16 protein-coding genes and 1 riboswitch are annotated in these 16999 nt (G+C 57.7%); of the genes, 13 read left to right on the top strand and 3 right to left on the bottom strand.

The features are described 5' to 3' along the window. Nucleotides 1-23: 23 nt before the first annotated feature. The 3 genes from ACMGEE_RS06130 to ACMGEE_RS06120 are packed head-to-tail and all read left to right on the top strand — an operon-like array spanning nt 24 to nt 4337. Nucleotides 24-764: a fimbrial biogenesis chaperone gene (locus tag ACMGEE_RS06130; RefSeq protein ID WP_253454843.1), complete on the top strand. Its 741-nt coding sequence runs from the start codon at nt 24-26 to the stop codon at nt 762-764. Between the two features lie 23 nt (nt 765-787). Continuing rightward, complete coding sequence (locus tag ACMGEE_RS06125; protein ID WP_436829809.1) at nt 788-3262, top strand: fimbria/pilus outer membrane usher protein; 2475 nt, start codon at nt 788-790, stop codon at nt 3260-3262. Nucleotides 3263-3299: 37 nt separating this feature from the next. After that, the gene (locus ACMGEE_RS06120) at nt 3300-4337 is read left to right on the top strand and encodes a fimbrial protein (protein WP_253454841.1); all 1038 of its coding nucleotides are present in this window, start codon (nt 3300-3302) and stop codon (nt 4335-4337) included. A gap of 9 nt (nt 4338-4346) precedes the next feature. Here the strand turns inward: ACMGEE_RS06120 and bioA are convergent, their stop codons facing one another. Further along, nucleotides 4347-5636, bottom strand: coding sequence for an adenosylmethionine--8-amino-7-oxononanoate transaminase (gene bioA, locus ACMGEE_RS06115; protein WP_370733835.1), 1290 nt, complete (start codon nt 5634-5636; stop codon nt 4347-4349). Nucleotides 5637-5722: 86 nt separating this feature from the next. On the opposite strand from bioA, the gene bioB reads away from it, so the two are divergent. From bioB to bioD, 4 genes are read left to right on the top strand one after another with little or no spacing between them, the layout of a single operon-like run. Beyond that, on the top strand, nt 5723-6754 hold the full coding sequence (gene bioB, locus ACMGEE_RS06110; protein WP_253454839.1) for a biotin synthase BioB: 1032 nt from the start codon (nt 5723-5725) through the stop codon (nt 6752-6754). Next, nucleotides 6755-7909 (top strand): 8-amino-7-oxononanoate synthase, encoded by a 1155-nt coding sequence (gene bioF, locus ACMGEE_RS06105; RefSeq protein WP_436829808.1) that lies wholly within the window; start codon nt 6755-6757, stop codon nt 7907-7909. Beyond that, nucleotides 7890-8648 (top strand): malonyl-ACP O-methyltransferase BioC, encoded by a 759-nt coding sequence (bioC, locus tag ACMGEE_RS06100; RefSeq protein WP_436829807.1) that lies wholly within the window; start codon nt 7890-7892, stop codon nt 8646-8648. Before bioF ends, bioC begins: the two co-directional genes overlap by 20 nt. Then, nucleotides 8641-9312 carry a dethiobiotin synthase gene (bioD, locus tag ACMGEE_RS06095; protein WP_253454836.1) on the top strand — a complete coding sequence of 224 codons (672 nt, stop codon included), beginning with the start codon at nt 8641-8643 and terminating at the stop codon, nt 9310-9312. Before bioC ends, bioD begins: the two co-directional genes overlap by 8 nt. Before the next feature lie 35 nt (nt 9313-9347). On the opposite strand, the gene ACMGEE_RS06090 is transcribed toward bioD, so the two are convergent. Beyond that, nucleotides 9348-10064 (bottom strand): ABC transporter ATP-binding protein, encoded by a 717-nt coding sequence (locus ACMGEE_RS06090; RefSeq protein WP_253454835.1) that lies wholly within the window; start codon nt 10062-10064, stop codon nt 9348-9350. Nucleotides 10065-10961: 897 nt separating this feature from the next. On the opposite strand from ACMGEE_RS06090, the gene uvrB reads away from it, so the two are divergent. Further along, on the top strand, nt 10962-12983 hold the full coding sequence (gene uvrB / locus ACMGEE_RS06085; RefSeq protein WP_301251296.1) for an excinuclease ABC subunit UvrB: 2022 nt from the start codon (nt 10962-10964) through the stop codon (nt 12981-12983). Nucleotides 12984-13036: 53 nt separating this feature from the next. Here the strand turns inward: uvrB and ACMGEE_RS06080 are convergent, their stop codons facing one another. After that, entirely contained in the window at nt 13037-13945 is a 909-nt protein-coding gene (locus tag ACMGEE_RS06080; RefSeq protein WP_301251295.1) for a gluconeogenesis factor YvcK family protein, read from the bottom strand. A 177-nt stretch (nt 13946-14122) separates the two neighbouring features. Next, nucleotides 14123-14256: riboswitch (molybdenum cofactor riboswitch) on the top strand. Here ACMGEE_RS06080 and moaA point away from each other — a divergent pair. From moaA to moaE, 5 genes are all read left to right on the top strand, one after another. Beyond that, a complete protein-coding gene (moaA, locus tag ACMGEE_RS06075; protein WP_253461063.1) occupies nt 14243-15232 on the top strand; it encodes a GTP 3',8-cyclase MoaA in 990 nt (329 codons plus the stop codon). It overlaps the preceding riboswitch by 14 nt. A 15-nt stretch (nt 15233-15247) precedes the next feature. Further along, entirely contained in the window at nt 15248-15763 is a 516-nt protein-coding gene (moaB, locus tag ACMGEE_RS06070) for a molybdenum cofactor biosynthesis protein B (RefSeq protein ID WP_253454832.1), read from the top strand. 3 nt (nt 15764-15766) lie between these two features. Then, nucleotides 15767-16252 carry a cyclic pyranopterin monophosphate synthase MoaC gene (moaC, locus tag ACMGEE_RS06065; protein WP_253454831.1) on the top strand — a complete coding sequence of 162 codons (486 nt, stop codon included), beginning with the start codon at nt 15767-15769 and terminating at the stop codon, nt 16250-16252. Continuing rightward, nucleotides 16245-16490, top strand: a complete 246-nt coding sequence (gene moaD, locus ACMGEE_RS06060) for a molybdopterin synthase sulfur carrier subunit (RefSeq protein ID WP_253454830.1) — start codon at nt 16245-16247, stop codon at nt 16488-16490. Before moaC ends, moaD begins: the two co-directional genes overlap by 8 nt. A 1-nt stretch (nt 16491) precedes the next feature. Next, complete coding sequence (moaE, locus tag ACMGEE_RS06055; protein ID WP_125288839.1) at nt 16492-16944, top strand: molybdopterin synthase catalytic subunit MoaE; 453 nt, start codon at nt 16492-16494, stop codon at nt 16942-16944. Nucleotides 16945-16999 lie beyond the last annotated feature (55 nt).

The raw sequence follows: 16999 nt of genomic DNA, 5'->3' as shown, positions 1-16999 counted from the left end.
CGGACGGCATTTCAGGAGTGTTTGTGAAAAAGTTTTTGCTTATTATCGTCTGTTATGTCTTCAGCTGTGCCGCCAGCGCCAATGTTATTATTAATTCAACCCGCGTGATCTTTCCTGCCGACGCTAAAAGTGTTTCAGTGCAGCTAATCAATAAAAGTAAAGAACAGCATCTGGTGCAGGCATGGATAGATGACGGCAGACAAAACGAAAAGCCTGAAAATATCTCAACGCCCTTTATGGTGGTTCCCCCGGTGGTAAAAATTCAGGGTAACGATGGCCAGGTTTTAAGGATTAATCACAACGATCAGGTCAGAACCCTGGCCAAAGATCGCGAGTCGCTGTACTGGCTGAACGTGCTGGATATTCCTCCTGTACCGAAAAAGCTGGATGCGGCGGCTAACTATATGCAGGTCGCTATACGCAGCCGGATAAAAATTTTTTGGCGTCCGACAGGACTAAAGATCTCGCCTGAAAATATTGGTCGGTACCTGAGCCTGAAAAGGAAAAACCAGAATGTCTGCATCAATAATGCATCGCCTTTTTATCTGACTGCCATACAGCTGATGAGATGGGACGGAAAAAGCACGCGCGTTCAGCAAGGAAAAAAACAGGATAATCTGATTAGTAAAACCGTTTCGGTACCGCCTTTTACCTGTCAGCCTCTTGATGCAGGAAAAGTATCCGCTTCAGGCGGCAAGTATCAGCTGACTTATATTGACGACTATGGCAGCAGAGTCCCTGTTACAATTGATTTAGTAAAATAAAAGGAATTATTCAGGAGCAAATAATGAAGGCGACAGTAAATTTGCTTGCCCCAACAGGCTATGGAAAGCTATTTTATCTCACCTGTATTATTCTGAACTGCTCTGTAGTCAACGCGGCTGAAACATTCAATACCAGTTTGATGGTAGGGGATTCTTCTCAGGCTGACTGGAATAATCAGGGGCAGACCATTTTATCCGGAGTTTACGATCTGGATATTTATATTAACGGCAGCTGGAGCGGTAATTTTCCGGTGAAAGTGGATTCAGGGGAAGCTTTCTGGCTGTCAGGCGCAACGCTTAAAGCTCTGCCAATTAAATATATTGATAAAAAAGCGATAACTAAAAAAGAGTGGGTGCCGGTAGCCGAAATACTTTACGGCGGACAGGCCACGCTTAACAGAGGAATGCTGCGCCTGAATCTGACTATTCCTCAGGCCAGGATAGATAAAAAAGATCGCCGCTGGATCGCGCCGGAACTGTGGGATGCAGGGATTAATGGCGCTTTTACCAATTACAGCCTCAGCTATAATAACCTCCAACAGCATAACAACGATGGCAATGCGGATAACGTTTTTCTTTCGCTCAGCAGCGGCATTAATTTAGCCCACTGGCAGTTGGTCGATAACAGCCAGTTTCAACGTACGCGTAGTCGCCAGGGAGAATGGAATACGCAATCCCGCTATGTCGAACGCGCGCTGCCAGCTATTAATTCGTTATTCAGGATAGGGGACAGCTATACCAATTCGCCCTGGTTCGATAACGTACGTTTTCGCGGCATCACCTTAAAACAAGACCAGCGCATGTATCCCGATTCTTATCGTACCTATATGCCGGTTATTCGCGGTAACGCCACGGCGAACGCCGTAGTCAGCGTTTATCAAAACGGCAGCGCCATTTATCAAACAAACGTGCCGCCGGGCCCTTTTGTTATTGACGATCTTATGCCTGGCGGATCGCGCAGCGATCTCACGGTAGAAGTTGCCAACGCTGGCGGCATCACCGAGCGTTTTACCGTCCCTTACTCTACCGTTTCCGATATGTTGAGAAGCGGCTCGTCAGAGTGGCTGTTAACGGCGGGTAACGTTCAGCTGCATGACGTGGATTTACACCCGGCCTTTGTTCAGGGCAATGGCTCACACGGCATTAATAACTATCTGACGCTCTATAGCGGCGCCACGCTAAGCCAGGATTATGCTTCTTTTCTGCTGGGCGGCGCGTTCAGTTTGCCACGGGTCGGATCATTTTCAACCAATGTGGACATGGCCCGCGCGCATCTGAACAGTGGGGAATCGATGCAGGGAGAGCGCTGGAAATTAGCTTACAGCCGCTTCTTTATGACCAAAACCAACCTGACGCTGGCGACTTACTATTACAATACGGCGCGCTATCTTTCCCTGTATGACACGGTACAAACCAATGCGCTAGCGCGTGAGGAGAACGGTAAGCAATACCTGCGAAGCAAACAGAGCTTCAGCGTTAACCTCGATCAGACCCTGCCGCCGGGCTGGGGACGGATTGTGATTGACGGCTTGTGGCGTCAGTACTGGAACAGCGATCGCATGCTAAAGCAATACAGCCTGACCTACAGCAACCTGTACAAAAAAGCGACGTGGAGCCTGGCCTTTCGCCGCAATCATTATGAATATGACGGCAGCGAAGAAGAGCGGCGTTACAGCAGCAAAAGCTACGATGAGCAGCGGATCGACCTGGCCGTTACTATTCCACTCTCTCTGTCCGGCAACCGCCACAGCGTCACGCTGCGTACCTCGTCGCAGGACGGTAAATATAGCGGTATGGAAGCCGGGGTCAACAGCTCGCTGGAAAGCCTGGACTACAGCCTTAACTTCAGCCATGACCGTACCGGACACAGCGCAAAGTTTGGTGCCTACAGCGCCTGGCGCACGCCTTATGCAAAGTTAACGGGTCAGTACAGCGAGGCGAGCGATTTCCGTCAGCTTGGCATAGGCGCCAGCGGCAGCGCCGTACTCTGGCGCGATGGCGTGCTGGCTTCAGGCAACACGGGCAATACTTTTGTGATCCTGGACGCGCCGGGTATTGCTCAGGCCACGGTCAACGGCAATCCCAATATGAGAACCAACCGCGCAGGCCGGGTTCTGGTGCCTTCCGTCACGCCTTACCGTATGAACACTTATCTGTTGGATAACCCTCGCGGTGAAAGCGAGGGCGAACTGCTGGGCAATATCGGACGCGTGACGCCCTGGGCAGGCAGCATTAACTATGTGCAATATAAAACCGACACGCGTGCCGTGTTTACCTTCAAAGCGCTGTTTGATAACGGGCAGCCTTTGCCTTTTGGGGCCGGCGTCACCGATGCAGAAGGCAACTCGCTGGGCTACGTAGCGCAGGGCAGCCTGATTTATCTCAAAGCGAAGCAGCTCCCCGAATGGCTGCACGTGCAGCTGACGGAAGGGCAGGAAAGTAAAACGTGCCGGATCCATTTAGCCAACGCGGCGCAGACCTCTTTTTGCGTGCGCTAAGCCGAAAAGGCGCCGCATTCATTTTCAGGGAGTCATCATGAAAAAATACTGGATAGCGTTACTGCTCGGGTTGTGCGCTGTTTCCGCAGGCGTGCAGGCGGGCTGTACCCTTATAAGCGGTTCGACGGTAAAGGCCAACGACAGCCTGAACCTTTCAGGTTTGCTGACCGCGCAGGATAGCCACAGCGAAACCCGAACGGCAACCTGGTCAGTGCCGGTAACATGCTATCTTATTTTCAATAGCAACGCGGTGCACTTTGTCAGCCCGATACAAAATGGCTTTTGGGTGAAGTTTGTTAACGCAGCGGGCACGGCACGCTGGATAAAACTTCAGACCAGTGGATTTATCGAAAAGATAGATTATGAAAACGGCGACAGAACGCTGCAAGGCTCGGATTTTAGCTATCAGCTTACCGCCACCTTACTGGACAGCGATCCGGGCGTAACCGACAGCAAATTTTACAAGGTGACCGACGCCGGGAGCGCGGAGATCGTGACCATGGTGATGCATAACGCCAACTTTATTGGCTCCACGCCTACGGTGGAGCAGGCGGCTGAAGTGGCGGCTTCGGGCAACTGGAACAATGATTACCTGGGCTATCAGTCCCTGACGGTGACCTTTAACCCGGCGGAAACCACCTGTGAAATGCCAGACCAGCAGGTGACGTTACCCAGGGTGTCGTTGAATATGCTGCGTAACGGCATTGCCACCGACAGTACCTCTTTTACGCTGCCGATCAGCTGCTCTGCAACCCTGGCGGGTGGCGCTACGCGTTCGGTTAATGCCTGGCTCTATAGCGCCGACCTGGTGGAGAACAGCCAGCAGATTATGCGTAACAGCCGCTCCAGCTCGCAGGGCGTCGGCATCGTCTTGAGCGACAGCGCCGGTAAGGCCGTTTCTCTGTCAGGCGGGACGGCGGCAGGCGAAGCCACTTCGCTGCTGTCGATTACCAAAGGCGCCGACATTCATGCCAGCGCCATTAACCTGAACGCTGCCTATAAGGTGTTCGATCCGGCTAATCTCAGTCCAGGGTCGGTCGTTGCCACCGCGACTATTTATTTTGACTATGACTGATCGCCGTCGTCAGGATAAAAACAGCGTGGGGCAGGCAACCGCCGCCGCTATCGCTGTCGTCAGCTTTTGCAGCGCTTCCGGCTCGATAACGTAAGGCGGCATCAAATAGATAAGCCTGCCGAAAGGACGGATCCAGACGCCGCGCTCAACGAAAAAGCGCTGCAGCGCCGCCATATTCACCGGTCGACGAGTTTCGATAACGCCAATCGCACCCAGTACCCTGGCATCCGCCACTTCCGGCTGCGCTTTTAGCGGCAGCAGCGCGGCTTTCAGCTGCGCTTCAATCGCGCTTACCTGCTGCTGCCAGCGATTTTCCTGCAGCATCGCCAGGCTTTCGCTGGCCACCGCGCAGGCCAGCGGATTGCCCATAAACGTCGGGCCGTGCATAAAACAGCCCGCCTCGCCGTTGCTGATGGTATTGGCAACCTCGCGCGTGGTCAGCGTGGCGGAAAGCGTCATGGTGCCGCCGGTCAGCGCTTTGCCAACGCACAGAATATCAGGCGATATCCCGGCGTGATCGCAGGCGAAAAGCTTGCCGGTACGGCCAAAGCCGGTCGCGATTTCATCGGCTATCAGCAGCACGTTGTGGCGATCGCACAGCTCGCGCACGCCTTGCAGATAGCGCGGATGATAGAAGCGCATTCCGCCCGCGCCCTGCACGATGGGTTCCAGGATCACCGCGGCCAGCTCGTGCGCCTGTTCGCCAATCAGACGGGCAAAATCGGCGATATCGCTTTCCTGCCACTCATCGTCGAACCCGCAGCCCGGCGCGGCGGCGAACAGGTGGTTCGGCAGATAGCCCTGATAGAGCGAATGCATGGAGTTCTGCGGATCGCATACCGACATCGCGGCAAAGGTATCGCCGTGATAGCCGTTGCGCAGCGTCAGAAAGCGCTGACGCCTTTCGCCGCGCGCCTGACAATATTGCAGCGCCATTTTCATGGCAACCTCAACGGCTACCGAGCCCGAATCCGCCAGAAAAACGCACTCCAGCCCCTGCGGCGTCATCTCTACCAGACGACGACAGAGCGCCACGGCCGCAGGATGGGTGATCCCGCCAAACATCACGTGCGACATCTGCTCGATCTGCGCGTGCATCGCCTGGTTCAGGCGCGGATGGTTATAGCCGTGGATAGCTGCCCACCAGGAAGACATGCCGTCCACCAGCTCGCGGCCGTCAGCCAGCTGCAGCGAGGTGCCAGAGGCCGCGACCACCGGATACACCGGCAGCGGTTTGCTCATTGACGTGTAGGGATGCCAGATATGGTCGCGGTCAAAAGCGAGGTCGAGAGGGGTCATAAAATACTTGTAAACCAAAATTAAAAAATTTAGTTTACAAGTATAACCGTAAAATGAACATGAGATCTTTTCTTTTGGAGCAAGCAATGGCAAATCGCTGGACAGTCGCCCAGGCCCAGGCCCTTTTCGACAAGCCTTTTCTGGAGCTGATGTTTGAAGCACAGCAGGTGCATCGTCAACATTTCGATCCGCGTCAGGTGCAGGTCAGCACGCTGCTGTCGATCAAAACCGGCGCCTGTCCGGAAGACTGTAAATATTGTCCGCAGAGCGCCCGCTATAAAACCGGCCTGGAAGCGGAGCGCCTGATGGAAGTGGAAGAGGTGCTGACCTCTGCCCGCAAAGCCAAAGCCGCAGGATCTGACCGCTTCTGCATGGGCGCGGCGTGGAAAAACCCGCACGAACGCGATATGCCTTATCTGGAGCAGATGGTCAAAGGCGTTAAAGCAATGGGGCTGGAAACCTGTATGACGCTGGGCACGCTGAGCGATGAGCAGGCGCAGCGGCTGGCGCACGCCGGGCTGGATTTCTACAACCATAACCTGGATACCTCGCCGGAATTCTACGGCAGCATTATCACCACCCGCAGCTATCAGGAGCGCCTGGACACCCTGGGCAAGGTACGCGACGCGGGCATTAAAGTCTGCTCCGGCGGCATCGTCGGCCTGGGCGAAACCGTTAACGATCGGGCCGGTCTGCTGGTGCAGCTGGCTAACCTGCCGGTGCCGCCGGAAAGCGTGCCGATCAACATGCTGGTCAAGGTCAAAGGCACGCCGCTGGCCGACAACGACGATGTCGATCCTTTCGATTTTATCCGCACCATCGCCGTGGCGCGCATTATGATGCCGACCTCCCACGTGCGTCTTTCCGCCGGCCGCGAGCAGATGAGCGAGCAGACGCAGGCGATGTGCTTTATGGCTGGCGCCAACTCGATTTTCTACGGCTGCAAGCTGCTGACCACGCCGAACCCGGAAGAGGATAAGGATCTGATCCTGTTCCGCAAGCTGGGCCTGAATCCGGCGCACACCACCACGGAAGCGGGCGACAACGAGCAGCAGCAGGCGCTGGCGGGTCAGCTGCTGAATGCCGATACCGACCAGTTCTATAACGCGGCCGTGTAAATGGGCTGGCAACAACGCATCAGCCTGGCGCTTGCGGAGCGCCGGGAGAAGCAGCAGTTTCGCCAGCGCCGCGTCAGCCAGCACGACGACGTGCGCACCCTGTGCGTGAACGACCGTCGCTACCTGAACTTCTCCGCTAATGACTATCTGGGGCTGAGCCGGGATCGGAACGTTATCGCCGCCTGGCAGCAGGGGGCCGAACGCTACGGCGTCGGCGCAGGCGGATCGGGTCACGTTACCGGCTATGGCGCGCCTCATCAGGCGTTTGAGCAGCAGCTGGCCGACTGGCTGGGCTATCCGCGCGCGCTGCTGTTTATTTCAGGCTTTGCGGCGAATCAGGCAATCATTGCCGCAATGCTGCAGAAAAACGATCGCATCTTAGCCGATCGCCTGGCGCACGCTTCGCTGCTGGAAGCGGCCTCGCTCAGTCCGGCTACGCTGCGCCGCTTTGCGCACAATCAGCCGGAAGCGCTGGCGAAACTTTTCAGCCCTGCCGACGGCGGCGAAACGCTGGTGGTGACGGAAGGCGTTTTCAGCATGGATGGCGACAGCGCGCCGCTGCAAGAGCTGCATCAGCTTACCGCTCTGCACAACGGCTGGCTGCTGGTGGACGATGCGCACGGCATCGGCGTAACGGGCGAGCAGGGGCGCGGCAGCTGCTGGCAGCAGAACGTGCGTCCGGAGCTGCTGATCGTGACTTTCGGCAAGGCATTTGGGCTGAGCGGCGCGGCAGTGCTCTGTAGCGAAGAGACGGCGGACTACCTGTTGCAGTTCGCGCGTCATCTGATCTACAGCACGGCGATGCCGCCCGCGCAGGCTTTCGCGCTCCAGACGGCTTTACGCGCCGTACAGCAGGGCGACGACCTGCGCGCGCGGCTGCAAAAGAATATCCGCCTGTTTCGCGAAGGCGCAGCGGCTGGCGGGCTGGCGATCCTGCCTTCTTCAACGGCTATTCAGCCGCTGCTGGTAGGTGAAGAGCAGGCGGCGCTGCGGCTGGCGGAACGGCTGCGGGAAAAGGGATGCTGGGTAACGGCTATCCGCCCGCCCACCGTGCCGCCGGGAACGGCGAGGCTGCGCATCACGCTGAGCGCGGCGCATCAGGAAGAAGATATTCAACGACTGCTGGAGGCGCTGCATGACGCAAACGGTCAATAAAGCGGCGATCGCCAGAGCCTTCGGCCGGGCGGCGCAGAGCTACAACCGGCACGCGGAGCTGCAGCGGCTGAGCGGCGAAGCACTCTTTTCGCTGGCGCGCGGCTGTGAGCAAAAGCAGGTGCTGGATGCGGGCTGCGGGCCGGGCTGGTTCAGCAAGCGCTGGCGCAGTGCGGGCAACAAGGTCACCGCGCTGGATCTTTCTCCGGCCATGCTGAACGAGGCGCGGCTTGGCGACACGGCCGATGCCTATCAGCTGGGCGATATCGAAGCGCTGCCTTTTACCGATGCCGCCTTCGACGTGTGCTGGAGCAACCTTGCCGTGCAGTGGTGCAGCGACTTACGGCTGGCGCTGGCCGAAATGCGCCGCGTGACCCGGCCTGGCGGCCAGGTGCTGTTTTCAACGCTGGCCGCCGGCTCGCTGAACGAGCTTAACCAGGCCTGGCAGGCGCTGGATCTGCCCGCGCCCGTTAACCGTTTTCTGAGCGAGGCGCAAATAGCGGACGCGGGAAGCTCGCTCGGGCTTCGGCTAATCCCGCAGACGCAGACGCTGGCTTTCCCGGACGTGCTCGGCGCGCTGCGTTCGCTGAAGGGCATCGGCGCCACGCATCTGCATCAGGGCCGCCGTGACGGCCTGCTGAGCCGTCATCATCTGAGTCAGCTGGCGCAGAGCTGGCCGCGCGACGAGCGCGGTTTCCTGCTCAGCTATCATCTGCTGTATGGAGTGATTGATTGTGAGTAGCTGGTTTATTACCGGAACGGATACGGAAGTAGGGAAAACGGTCGCCAGTACCGCGCTGTTGCAGGCTGCCCGCGCCGCCGGATTGCGCAGCGTAGGCTATAAGCCCGTTGCTTCCGGCTGTGAAATGACGGCGGAAGGTATCCGCAACAGCGACGCGCTGGCTTTACAGCGCAACAGCGTGCTGACGCTGCCTTATGAGCAGATCAATCCGCTGGCCTTTCTGGAGCCGACGTCTCCGCATATCGTCAGCGCGGAAGAGGGCAGGCCCATTGAGTTTACTCAGCTTTCGGCTGGCCTGGCGGCATTGCGCGAGCAGGCGGAGTGGGTGCTGACCGAAGGCGCGGGCGGCTGGTTTACGCCGCTTTCAGCCACGACGACCTTCGCGGAGTGGGTGACGCTGGAACAGCTGCCCGTGGTGCTGGTGGTCGGCGTCAAGCTGGGCTGCATCAATCACGCCATGCTGACGGCGCAGGCCGTCACGGCCAGCGGTCTGCGTCTGGCTGGCTGGATAGCCAATACGGTGCAGCCGCCGGGCAGGCGTCATGCGGAATACATGGCGACGCTGCAACAGCGGCTGCCCGCGCCGCTGCTGGGTGAAATCCCTTATCTCACCGACAGCGCCGATTTTGACCGGCTTGGTCACTACGTGCGCCTGCCGGAATAAGGCGATGCCCTCTGGCAGCGCGCCGGAGGGCATGACTAAACGGTCAGCCAGGTGTTGACTATTCTCTCATCCAGCTGCGCCACGCTGCCGTGGGCCACGTTGCGCCCACGATGCAGCAGCAGGAAATAGTCCGCCACCTTACGGATAAAAGAGATCCGCTGCTCAAGTAGCAGAATGGTCAAGCCGAAATCGTGATTCAACCGATGGATCAAATTCCCCATCTCCTCTTCCAGCCAGGGCGACATGCCCTCCGTCGGCTCGTCCAGGATCAGCAGCTTCGGCTGGAGCACCAGCGCTCTGGCCAGCGCCAGCTGCTGCTGCTGATCGAGCGGCAGTTCGCCGCTGCGCCGGTGACGAAGCGAATAAAGCGCGGGAAAAAGATCGAAAACCATCGGCGGAATGGCCGGATGGCGCTGTTGTCCTGCGCCCGCCAGCAGCGCTATCTGCAAGTTCTCCTCGACGCTGAGCTGTGAGAAAATATGCCGCCCCTGAGGCACATAGCCGATGCCGAGCGCCGCGCGTTTTTCTACCGGCTGCTGCAGCAGATTTTGCGGCGGCAGATTGCCTTCCTGCCACATAATGGTGCCGCTGTTAATCGGCAGGTGGCCCATGATGCAGTTGACCAGCGTGGTTTTCCCCATTCCCGGCCTTCCCAGCACGCCCGTACAGGTGCCCGGCGGCAGTTCCAGATCCACATCCCATAAAATATGATCCTGCCCGTAAAACTGATTTATCGCATGTAAGCTCAGCATCTGACACTCTCCTCCAGACAGTTTTCGAGCGCGCCTTCGTAGCGTGACGAAGGATTGACCATGGACGCAGCGTCCATGGCTTGGGCTTCTCGCTCTGGTATGTTGAAAGCGTGAGGCGGTCAACAGGAACTGCAATTCGCAGGCCAGGTTTTAAAATGCAGAAAAAAACGACCGGCAAATCAGGAAAGCAGGGCGGGTAATTGGTCAGAAAAGGTTAACAATTGCCGACGGAAATTTCCGACTGCACTTTGATGGTGCCCTAAACCCAACATTTATGGTGCAGGCGCCTGCCTGTAAGGCAGATCGGCCGCCCGACCCGCTGAAAAAAAAGCCTTAATGGGGATAGCCCTGAAGGCAGAAGTATGCTTCAGGTCGGACAAGACCGCGCAGGACAGGTAAAAAATTTAAGGAAAAAATTTTTTTTGCGTACCCGCTCACAGGACGCTGCGTTTTATACACAGCAGACGGGTTGGGCGTTGAAATCAGTTATCCACCATTCCTGTGGATAACCATGTGTATGAATGACTGAAAACCTGTAAAAGGCGAGAGCCGGCGCGGCTTAAGCTTGAGTTGGTGCTAAACTCGGCTGAAATAACATTGCATTAAATTTCAAGGCGTTAGTGAAAATCAAGCGGGGAAGGATCGCAGCATATTTTGCCCGCGCCATTTTGTCAGGATGTCTTGACAAATGTTAAAGTTTCAGTCCGGCTGGGGATAACCCCTTCACTTTCTTGCCGCTTAAGCATCCGTTCAACGCTGTTGGCCCACACGCGCGCTGCCTTCCCTTTGTTCTAATCGATAACTGGAGATATATCCAGTATTTTTTGCTGGCAAAATCGTCATAGCAGAGTAAAATTACCACCCTGTCCGCGCTTTTCATCATCAGGTAGCCATGCAATGAGCAAAGTCTTTAAACTTAATTCCGCCTTTCAACCTTCCGGCGATCAGCCTGAAGCCATTCGCCGCCTTGAAGAAGGGCTGCAGGATGGACTGGCGCATCAGACGCTGCTCGGCGTAACGGGGTCGGGCAAAACGTTTACCGTTGCCAACGTCATCGCCGATCTCAATCGGCCTACGATGGTGCTGGCGCCGAATAAAACCTTAGCGGCGCAACTTTACGGGGAGATGAAGGAATTCTTTCCGGAAAACGCCGTGGAGTATTTCGTCTCCTACTACGACTACTATCAGCCGGAAGCCTACGTGCCCAGTTCGGATACCTTTATCGAAAAGGACGCCTCCGTTAACGAGCATATTGAACAGATGCGTCTGTCGGCGACCAAAGCGCTGCTGGAGCGTCGGGATGTCATCGTGGTGGCGTCGGTGTCGGCGATTTACGGCCTGGGCGATCCGGATTCCTATCTGAAAATGATGCTGCATTTGACGCGCGGCATGGTTATCGATCAGCGCGCCATTCTGCGGCGTCTGGCGGAGCTGCAATACAGCCGCAACGACCAGGCTTTTCAGCGCGGGACTTTCCGCGTACGCGGCGAAGTGATCGATATCTTCCCGGCGGAATCGGACGACTATGCGCTGCGCGTCGAGCTGTTTGACGAAGAGGTCGAACGGCTGTCGATTTTCGACCCGCTGACGGGCCAGATCACCTCGGTGATCCCGCGCTATACCATCTATCCAAAGACGCACTACGTGACGCCGCGCGAGCGCATCATACAGGCGATGGAAGACATTAAAGTCGAGCTGGCCGATCGCCGTAAAACGCTGCTGGCGAACAATAAGCTGCTGGAAGAGCAGCGTATTTCCCAGCGCACGCAGTTCGATTTAGAAATGATGAACGAGCTGGGCTACTGCTCGGGCATTGAGAACTACTCGCGCTACCTTTCCGGCCGTGGGCCTGGCGAGGCGCCGCCGACGCTGTTTGACTATCTGCCGGCGGATGGCCTGTTGGTGATTGACGAATCGCACGTCACCATCCCGCAGATCGGCGGCATGTATCGCGGCGACCGGGCGCGTAAAGAAACGCTGGTGGAGTACGGCTTCCGCCTACCGTCGGCGCTGGATAACCGTCCGATGAAGTTTGAAGAGTTCGAGGCGCTGGCGCCGCAGACCATCTACGTTTCCGCTACGCCAGGCAAGTACGAGCTGGAAAAATCGGGCGGCGAAGTGGTGGATCAGGTGGTGCGTCCGACCGGCCTGTTGGATCCGCTGATCGAAGTGCGTCCGGTCGCTACTCAGGTTGACGATCTGCTGTCGGAAATCCGCAAGCGCGTGGCGATTGACGAGCGTGTGCTGGTGACGGTGCTGACCAAGCGTATGGCGGAAGACCTGACCGAGTACCTCACCGAACACGGCGAGCGGGTGCGCTATCTGCACTCGGATATCGACACCGTAGAGCGTGTGGAGATCATTCGCGACCTCCGCCTCGGCAAGTTTGACGTGCTGGTCGGCATCAACCTGCTGCGTGAGGGTCTGGATATGCCGGAAGTTTCGCTGGTGGCGATCCTGGATGCCGACAAAGAGGGCTTCCTGCGTTCCGAACGCTCGCTGATCCAGACTATCGGTCGCGCCGCGCGTAACGTTAACGGCAAGGCTATTCTCTACGGCGATAAAATTACGCCGTCGATGGAAAGGGCGATTGGCGAAACTGAACGTCGCCGCGAGAAGCAGGAGATCTACAACAAGGAAAAAGGCATTGTGCCGCAGGCGCTCAACAAGAAGATCGCCGACATTCTGGAGCTGGGCCAGGGCATCAACAAAAATAAACCGAAACGCCTTAAATCGCCTCGCGATGTGGTGGAGGACGATGCGGCGGTGGTCGATTTATCGCCAAAAGGGTTGCAGAAGCGTATCCGCGAGCTGGAAACGAAAATGCAGGAGCACGCCAAAAACCTGGAGTTCGAAGAGGCCGCCAACGTACGCGATCAGCTGCATCAGGTACGCGAGCTGTTTATTGCCGCTTCCTGAGACGCGGCACCAGGCCGTCGCCGTCTCGTCCTGGGAGCAAGGGTTTCGGCGCGCTAGCCCAGTCGCTGGATCGCGTGCTCCAGCGCGCTGTGCAGCAGCTGGCGGTCGTGGCGGTATTTGATATCCGCCGCCTCCAGCGGCTCCTGCACGATCAGGCGTTCGCTGACGCCCGTAGTATCCACATGCGGGCCGACCACGACGGCATCAATCACCTTCCTGCCGATATATTTTTCCATGACGGTCAGCTTATCCGCCAGCGTCAGCTGTGCCGCCGCCGGGCTAAGCTCTTTGCCCAGATTACCGATAAACACCATCGGCGCGGGCGTGCGTCTGAGCGCCTGCGCCATATCCGGCAGCAGCAGCACCGGCATCAGGCTGGTATAGAAACTGCCTGGCCCAATCAGGATCAGGTCGGCCTCGTGGATTGCCTCAACCGCTTCTTTGGTCGCGTTGGCTCTGGCCGAAAGCAGCAGCTCGCGCGGCGGCATGGCAAGCTTGTCGATCGCCGTTTCGCCGTAAACCTGCTGACCCCGATCGTCAAGGGCTATCAGGTCGACCGGCTGTTCGGACATGGGGATCAGAAAAGCATCCACCTTCAGCAAACTGCGGATCAGATTGATCGCCTCGATCGGCCGCACGCTCAGGTGATCCAGCGCTTTCAGCATCAGATTACCCAGGTTATGTCCGGCCAGCTCGCCCTGGCCACCGAAGCGATACTCGAACATGGCGGAGGCCACGCTGGGTTCGGTAATCAGCTGGTTCAGGCAGTTGCGCATATCACCCCAGGCGATGCCGCCTTCCGCATGACGAATACGTCCCGTGGAGCCGCCGTTATCGGTGGTCGTGACAATGCCGGTCAGGCGTGAGCCGAGCGACGACAGCGCGGATAAAACACGGCCCAGGCCATGCCCGCCGCCAAGCGCCACGACGCGATCGAGATCGGCCAGAGTACGGTTACGCATAAAATTCCTTCAATATGTTAACAGTGCAGCCAGCCTGTCAGTGGTTTTTGCCTTATTTTACGCTAAGGTGCCGTAAAACGGCGGTAAAAAAACGTTATATATCAAAATACATAGCGAAATTCCTTACTGGCAACCGCGCTTCGTTAGCAGTAGACTTTTACTACCATGGCTTACCATACCGGTAAGTCACACTTAGCCCTGGCGCCTAAGTCTTCGGATAGGGTGCTTTGGCCGCAACTTTACGTTGCCAGGGTGCAGAAAGAAATGCCTGCATCTCCCGATATTTGGAAAGGTGTTCTGGTGTCACAATTTACTGATAATTTCGACCGCAGCTTTTACTATCTGCGCCTGTCGATCACAGACGTTTGTAATTTCCGCTGTACCTATTGCCTGCCGGATGGCTACAAGCCGCAGGGCGTCACCAACAAAAGCTTCCTCTCGCTGGATGAAATCCGGCGCGTCACCCGTGCCTTTGCGGCGGCGGGCACGGAAAAGGTGCGCCTGACGGGCGGTGAACCTTCGCTGCGTCGCGATTTTACCGACATTATCGCCGCGGTGCGCGAAAACAGCGCTATTCGTCAGCTGGCGGTCACCACTAACGGCTACCGGCTGGCGCGTGACGTGGCGTCCTGGCGTGAAGCGGGGCTGACGGCGCTGAACGTCAGCATCGACAGCCTTGATGCCCGTCAGTTTCACGCTATCACCGGTCAGGACAAATTCCATCAGGTCATGGCGGGTATTGACGCGGCCTTTGACGCAGGCTTCAGCAAGGTCAAAGTCAACACCGTGCTGATGCGCGACGTTAACCATCACAGCCTGCAAACCTTCCTTGACTGGATCCGCGACCGGCCAATCCAGCTACGCTTTATTGAGCTGATGGAAACCGGCGAAGGCGGCGATCTGTTCCGTAATCACCACGTATCAGGCGAGGTGATCCGCGACCAGCTGCTCCAGCAGGGCTGGGTTCGCCAGCTACGCGGGCGCAGCGACGGCCCGGCGCAGGTGTTCTGCCATCCGGACTATGCCGGTGAAATCGGCCTGATCATGCCCTACGAGAAAAATTTCTGCGCCAGCTGTAACCGCCTGCGCGTGTCGGCCGTCGGCAAGCTGCACCTCTGTCTGTTTGGCGATGGTGGCGTGTCGCTGCGCGATCTGCTGCAAAGCGACGATCAGCAGGCAGAGTTGCAGGCGCGCATTGCCGCCAGCCTGAAAACCAAAAAGCAGACGCATTTTCTGCATCAGGGCAACACCGGCATCACGCAGAATCTCTCTTTTATCGGCGGCTAACGCATGGAGTCTACAATGGCAAAATCGACGGCGGAATTTATCCCGCTTAACGTGGCGGTGTTGACCGTCTCCGACAGCCGCGACGCGGCGGAAGATACCTCGGGCGACTATCTGCGTGAAGCGCTGGCGGAAGCCGGGCATCAGGTGCTGGATCACGCGCTGGTGAAAGACAACCGCTACCGCATTCGCGCCGTGGTCTCCAGCTGGATCGCCAGCGCGGATGTCCAGGTGGTGATCGTGAACGGCGGGACGGGCTTTAACAGCAAAAACAGCACGCCGGAAGCGCTGCTGCCGCTGTTCGATCGTGAAATCGACGGCTTTGGCGAGCTGTTCCGCATGGTTTCCTGGGAAGATGTCGGCAGCGCGACCATTCAGTCGCGCGCCGTCGCGGGCATGGCCAACCAGACGGTGATTTTTGCCGTTCCCGGCTCCACCCGCGCCTGTCAAAGCGCCTGGGAAAGCATTATCCGCGATCAGCTCGACGCCCGCACTCGCCCCTGTAATTTTGTCTCGCACCTGAAGAAGCCCTGAACTATGTCCCAACTGACCCATATTAACGCCTCCGGCGAGGCGCACATGGTAGATGTCTCCGCCAAAAACGACACCGTACGTGAAGCGCGTGCGGAAGCCTTTGTGGTGATGCATCCCGATACGCTCCAGATGATCCTGGACGGCAGCCATCACAAGGGCGATGTCTTCGCCACGGCGCGCATTGCGGGTATTCAGGCCGCCAAGCGTACCTGGGAGCTGATCCCGCTGTGCCATCCGCTGCTGCTAAGCAAGGTCGAAGTGACGCTGAGCGCCGATACCGCCAACAGCCGCGTGCGTATCGAATCGCTGTGCCGTCTGACCGGCAAAACCGGCGTAGAGATGGAGGCGCTGACGGCGGCCTCGGTGGCCGCGCTGACCATTTACGACATGTGCAAAGCGGTGCAGAAAGATATCAGCATTGAACAGTGCCGACTGCTGAGCAAAAGCGGCGGCAAATCCGGCGATTTTAAGGCGGATAAGCATGATTAACGTCCTTTTTTTTGCGCAGGTGCGCGAGCTGGTCGGCACCGACAGCATCAGCGTTACCGAAGACTACGCCACCGTGGAAGCGCTGCGTGCGGCACTGGCGCAGCGAGGCGATCGCTGGTCGCTGGCGCTCTCGTCAGACAAGCTGCTGGCGGCGGTCAATCAGACTTTGGTTTCCGCCCAGCATCCGCTGAAAGCGGGCGACGAGGTCGCGTTTTTCCCACCGGTAACCGGAGGCTAAAATGGAAACCCGGATCAGAGTAGGGCAGGCGCCGTTTGAGATGGCCGAAGAGTACCGCTGGCTGGCCGCCTGTGATGAAGATGGCGCGGTGGTGACCTTTACCGGCAAAGTGCGCAATCACAACCTGGGCGATAACGTTTCTGCGCTGACGCTGGAGCATTATCCGGGGATGACCGAAAAGGCGCTGGCGGAGATTGTGGCCGAAGCGCGCGAACGCTGGCCGATGCAGCGCGTGACGGTGATCCATCGTATCGGCGAGCTGTTTCCCGGCGATGAAATCGTGCTGGTTGGCGTCAGCGGCGCACATCGAGGCGCGGCTTTTGCGGCGGCGGAATTTATTATGGATTATCTGAAAACCCGCGCGCCGTTCTGGAAAAGAGAAGCCACGCCGGAAGGCGAGCGCTGGGTTGATGCCCGCGACAGCGATAAAGAAGCCGCCTCGCGCTGGGCATAGCGGTTCTTTGCCGCCGGTCGGCAAGGGCGGGCCGTTCCGGGGCTGTTTTAGCCCG

It is taken from the genome of Erwinia artemisiae, from assembly GCF_051400835.1.
Taxonomy (GTDB): domain Bacteria; phylum Pseudomonadota; class Gammaproteobacteria; order Enterobacterales; family Enterobacteriaceae; genus Erwinia; species Erwinia aeris.
Note: the sequence above shows the minus strand (reverse complement) of the source record. Positions and strands in the feature narration are given on the sequence as shown.